The organism is Paenibacillus macerans (assembly GCF_050565405.1).
GTDB classification, from domain to species: domain Bacteria; phylum Bacillota; class Bacilli; order Paenibacillales; family Paenibacillaceae; genus Fontibacillus; species Fontibacillus macerans_B.
The window spans coordinates 1-3,883 of the sequence record NZ_JBNYYG010000110.1 but is presented as its reverse complement, the minus strand read 5'-3'; the positions used below and the strand labels follow the sequence as shown (position 1 = coordinate 3,883).

The 3,883-nt window shown below is 60.8% G+C and carries 2 protein-coding genes; both read left to right on the top strand.

Going from position 1 to position 3,883, the window contains the following annotated elements; translation table 11 throughout:
• The first annotated feature begins 201 nt into the window (after positions 1-201).
• Complete coding sequence (locus ACQ4N8_RS27950; protein WP_430707642.1) at positions 202-894, top strand: hypothetical protein; 693 nt, start codon at positions 202-204, stop codon at positions 892-894.
• A partial coding sequence (locus ACQ4N8_RS27945) for a glycoside hydrolase family 2 protein (RefSeq protein ID WP_430707641.1) occupies positions 873-3,883 on the top strand: 3,011 nt, incomplete at its 3' end. The genes ACQ4N8_RS27950 and ACQ4N8_RS27945, both read left to right, overlap by 22 nt.

The following is a 3,883-nucleotide window of genomic DNA, read 5'->3' as shown; positions in this document are numbered from 1 at the left end:
TGGTGGGGGAGGAGGCCTCCTCCCCCACCACCACATCCTCCTGATGGATGTTTCTACTGGTTTACACAAACTTCTTGACGCTACCTCCAGAGGCCTCAATGTGTATGAAATTTCAATTATATTCCTTTGAAATCGACGTAAACGGGGGGAAATCTATGCGATTTTTCGTATAGATTTCCCAAAGCTATCGGGAGGTTAACCATGAAACGGTACATATACCGGGCCGAAGCGGAAAAAGCTGCGGTGCCGGCGGAGATCTGGCGGGGGCCGGAGATTTCCCTTGCGCTGGCCGAAGCGATGGAACGGCTGGAGGTGGATCATCTCAGCTTGTTCGCCGACGGGAATCGGTTCTATCTGTATTATGAATGCTTGCGGGAGGCGGTTCCGCCGGAGCGGCTGCTGAAGGCTGCCGATGAGAGGCTGGCTGTTTGGCCGGGAGGGGAAAGGGAGCGGCGTTGGGCGCCGATGACGGATATTTTTCATTACCATCAACCCGTTGCCGGTATGTCCTGGCGGCATTCGGACCGCATGGCCGAACCTTACGGAAGGCTGGCCAGGCTGAAGCCGGAAGGAGCCGCGAGCTATATCTACCACCATTATCAATATCAAGAGGAAAAGCCGGGCGACGGGGACAAATACGGCATCATCGGCCTGCATGAGAGTTTGTTGTTTTTCTATTCGGAGCAGCCTGCGACCCTAGAGCCCGCAACCTACGAAGGGAAGCTCAACACGTCGCTCAAGCCGGTACGCTGGGCCGAAGCGATGGAACCGCATTTTATCCCGTGGACGGGAGTTCCGGCAGGACAGGAGCTCTGGCGAAAGCTGGAGCTTGTGCTGCACGCGGCGTTCCGCCGGACGGAGGAGGAGACACGATGCGTCATACGTTATGCCTGAACGGAGAATGGGATTTTATGCCGCTGTATGGCGAGCCGCGGCGCCGCACGCTGCCGGAATCCCTCGTATATGAGGCACAGAAGGTGAGGGTTCCCTCCAGTTGGAGGCGAACCTACGCGCAGGGGGCGGGAAAGCGTTTTGGCGAAATCCCGGAGCATGGCTTCGTTCCGATGGACCTGTACGGTTACCCGAAGGAATGGGACGACGCCGAGGCAGGCGTGCTGCACCGCCGCTTTCGGGTGCCGGAGAGGATGGATGGCCAGCGAATCGTGCTAAGACTGGACGGCATCATGCAAAAGGCCGTCATTTATCTGGACCGACGGGAAATCGCCGTATGGGAGGACGGCTACCTGCCGCTAAGGCTCGACATCACGTCTTTCGTCACGCCGGGACGGGAGCATGAGCTGCATCTCGTCTGCGGGAGCTTCGATCAAACGACGTTGCCCTCCGGTGCCAAAAAGGTGACCGGTCTGGTCGGCTCCTGGTTTGGCGGCGTTTGCCGGGGGATCTGGCAGGATGTTTATCTGGAGAGTTACCCGGCGCTGGCCGTAGAGGATGTCACCCTGCGTACTTCCGTCCGGAACGGCCGGCTTGAAGCAGAGGCCGTCATCGGCGGGGCGATAGGAGTGGCGGGCGTTTTGGATGGGCCGCTGCGCGTCAGGCTTCAGGTTCGCGAGCTGGGGGGGCTGGCTTCGAACGGAGGCGGGGGAGCTCCTCTAGGAACGCAGACGGGAATGGGACAGCAGGTACTTATGGCAGTCCGGCCGGCCGAACTGGTTTCCGCCGAGTCAGCCCAGTGGTTACGGCTGTGCGAGAACGAACCAGGCGGGGAAGTTTACCGCGCTTTGTTCGATTTGGAATGGGCCGACGCCAAGCGGTGGAGCCCCGATTCGCCGTTTTTGTACCGGGCCGAGTTTGAGCTGATGGACGGGGAACGGGTGATTGACCGGCGCGAGGAGACGTTTGGTTTTCGTGAGTTTTGGTGCGAAGGTCCGCAGTTTAAGCTGAACGGGATTCCGCTGAACCTGCGCGGCGACTCTTGGCATTTTCAAGGCGGAGCGCAGCAGACGGAGGCGTATATCCGCAATTGGTACCGCATGTGCCGTTCCGTAGGGGTGAACAGCATCCGGCTGCACGCGGAGCCTTATCCGGCAGACTATCTTCGCATCGCCGACGAGGAAGGGATGCTGATCGTCGACGAAACGGCCATCTACGGCTCGGGCAAATCGATGCTGGCGGACCATCCCGACTATTTGGAGGCTTGCCGGCAGCATGTGCGGCGGCTGGTGCAACGCGATAAAAACCATCCGTCCGTCATCCTCTGGAGCGTGCAGAACGAGATGCGCTGGGTGGACGGCAGGGATGGCTTCAAGGAGCATCTCCCCGCCTTAATGGCAGCCATCCGGGAGTTGGATCCGACGCGGGCAATTGTTGCCGAAGGGGATAACCGGCTGCTGCCCAAAGCGCATACGGAGGTGGAAAGCCGCCATTACAATATCGACGGAACGATCAGCCAATGGGCTCGCACCGTTCCGCTAACCTTCGGCGAACATGGCGGCTGGTGGTACATCTGTCCGCAGAACAGCAGCATGTATGTCGGGCTGCGGGCTTACCGCGGGACGGACGAAAGCGCCTTGGGTTTGGCGGAGAAGGAGCGGCTGTTCGTGGAGTATGCGCGCCGCCAGGGCGTATCCGGCCTGTCGACGTTTAATTTCGCCCACTATTTCATGCGGGCGATGCCGGATCGGGACGTGATCCTCCCGCCGCCGGTCAACTCGGAAATCCCCGGCGTGATGCCGAAGGTGATCCCGGCTTATTCGCTGACGATCCATAACGGCCTGCTGCCGGAGGAAGAGCCGCCGTATCGGCCTAATCCCGCCTTTGCCGTCTTGGCGGAGGCGTTTAAACCGGCGACGATCCTCGCCGCCGAATACGACCGCTGCTTCTATGACGACCAGCCGGTCGTCCGCAGCTTCGACGTGTATAATGACACGCTTTTGGCTCAGAGAGTCACGGTGAAATTGACCGTGAAGCAAGGGGAGACGCTCGTCCATGAACAAAGCTTCGACTTCACTCAGGACCCTGCGGAGCCCAAGTTGCTCCGGATGAGATGGCAGCCGCTGCCCGTCCATTCGGAAGGACGGGCGGAGCTTGCGGCAACGTTGATTCACGACGGTCAACCGGTGCATGAGCTGCGGTTGAATTACCGGATCCTATCTGCCAGCCTCCGGAGCCGTCCCGTTCCCATCAGCCGGCCGGTGGTTTATTGGGGGAAGGACGCGGATTATGAGACCATCCGCCGGCTGGTTCCCGGCTGTGAACGGGTGGAACGGGAGAAGTTGGCCCCTTATCAACTGCCGATGGACGGCTTACTCGTAATCGGAAGCTACGCTGAGGATGCGTACGGCGAGTTGGAGCGGCTGCTGCAAGCTTATGTCGCGCGTGGCGGCCGGTTGCTGCTGCTGGAACAGAACCAGCTGTCGCTCGGCAAGCTGACGCTGTCGCGGCGCCCTTTCCTGCGCGCCCATGCCGGGGACTACGGCCATCCGGCGCTCTCCGGGATCGGCGACGACGACCTGATGTTCTGGCAACCGGAGCTTGCCGAAGACGGCCCGTCGCCGATCATCCGCGCCGCTTTCGAGAAGCCGGTCTGCGGCGATTTCACGCTGCTGCTGGAGTGCAGCACGGGCGATTTCGGCGACGGCGGCGATCTGTGGTCGCCGCTGCTGGAATACCGGCACGGCCGCGGTGTGGCGGTAGCCAATCAACTGGAGTTGATGGCTCATGCGGAGCGCGTGCCGCAGGCTTGCTTGCTGCTGCGCAACCTGCTCGCGTATGCGGGCGGCTCGGCCGGGGAGCGGGACGGGGCGGTGGGGTTGCCGACTGCCGCGCTGGTGCGCCCTGACGGCTCGGCTGATCGCCAATTGGATAATACGAGCCCGCATTTGCGGATCAGTATTCAGTTTTTCATACATATCTTCAATAGCTT

Coding starts and splice junctions, on each gene's coding strand:
- ACQ4N8_RS27950 (WP_430707642.1), top strand. CDS start 202: ATGAAACGGTACATATACCGGGCCGAAGCGGAAAAAGCTGCGGTGCCG.